Origin of the sequence: Vibrio sp. 1CM23M, assembly GCF_023161755.1 — a bacterium.
Classification (GTDB): Bacteria; Pseudomonadota; Gammaproteobacteria; order Enterobacterales; family Vibrionaceae; genus Vibrio; species Vibrio coralliirubri.
Window position 1 is genome coordinate 1 of record NZ_JALNTR010000026.1, and the last position, 899, is coordinate 899.

At 47.3% G+C, this 899-nt stretch carries 1 protein-coding gene; it reads left to right on the forward strand.

Annotated features, from left to right (window positions below):
* On the forward strand, positions 1 to 899 hold an 899-nt coding region (gene tuf, locus MSG35_RS23985), incomplete at both ends, for an elongation factor Tu (protein ID WP_086775946.1).

Consider the following 899-nt stretch of genomic DNA (forward strand, 5'->3'; position numbering starts at 1 on the left):
GGTGTTGCTAAAGATTTCGCATCTATCGATAACGCTCCAGAAGAGCGTGAGCGCGGTATCACAATCGCAACTTCTCACGTTGAGTACGACACTCCAGCACGTCACTACGCACACGTAGACTGTCCAGGACACGCGGATTATGTTAAAAACATGATCACTGGTGCTGCACAAATGGACGGCGGTATCCTAGTTGTTGCTGCGACTGACGGCCCTATGCCTCAAACTCGTGAGCACATCCTACTTGGTCGTCAAGTTGGTATCCCTTACATCATCGTATTCATGAACAAATGTGACATGGTTGATGACGAAGAGCTACTTGAGCTAGTTGAGATGGAAGTTCGTGAACTTCTTTCTGAATACGACTTCCCAGGTGATGACCTACCAGTTATCCAAGGTTCTGCACTTGGCGCACTAAACGGCGAGAAGCAGTGGGAAGACAAGATCGTTGAGCTTGCAGAAGCACTAGATTCTTACATTCCTGAGCCAGAGCGTGCAGTTGACCAACCGTTCCTACTACCAATTGAAGATGTATTCTCAATCCAAGGTCGTGGTACTGTTGTAACTGGTCGTATCGAGCGCGGTATCCTACGTGTAGGTGACGAAGTAGAAATCGTTGGTATCAAAGAGACTACTCTTACTACTTGTACTGGTGTTGAAATGTTCCGTAAACTGCTTGACGAAGGTCGTGCAGGTGAGAACGTTGGTGCACTTCTACGTGGTACTAAGCGTGATGACGTTGAACGTGGTCAAGTACTTTCTGCGAAAGGTTCTATCAACCCACACACTAAGTTTGAGTCTGAAGTATACGTACTTTCTAAAGACGAAGGCGGCCGTCACACTCCTTTCTTCAAAGGTTACCGTCCACAGTTCTACTTCCGTACAACTGACGTAACAGGCGA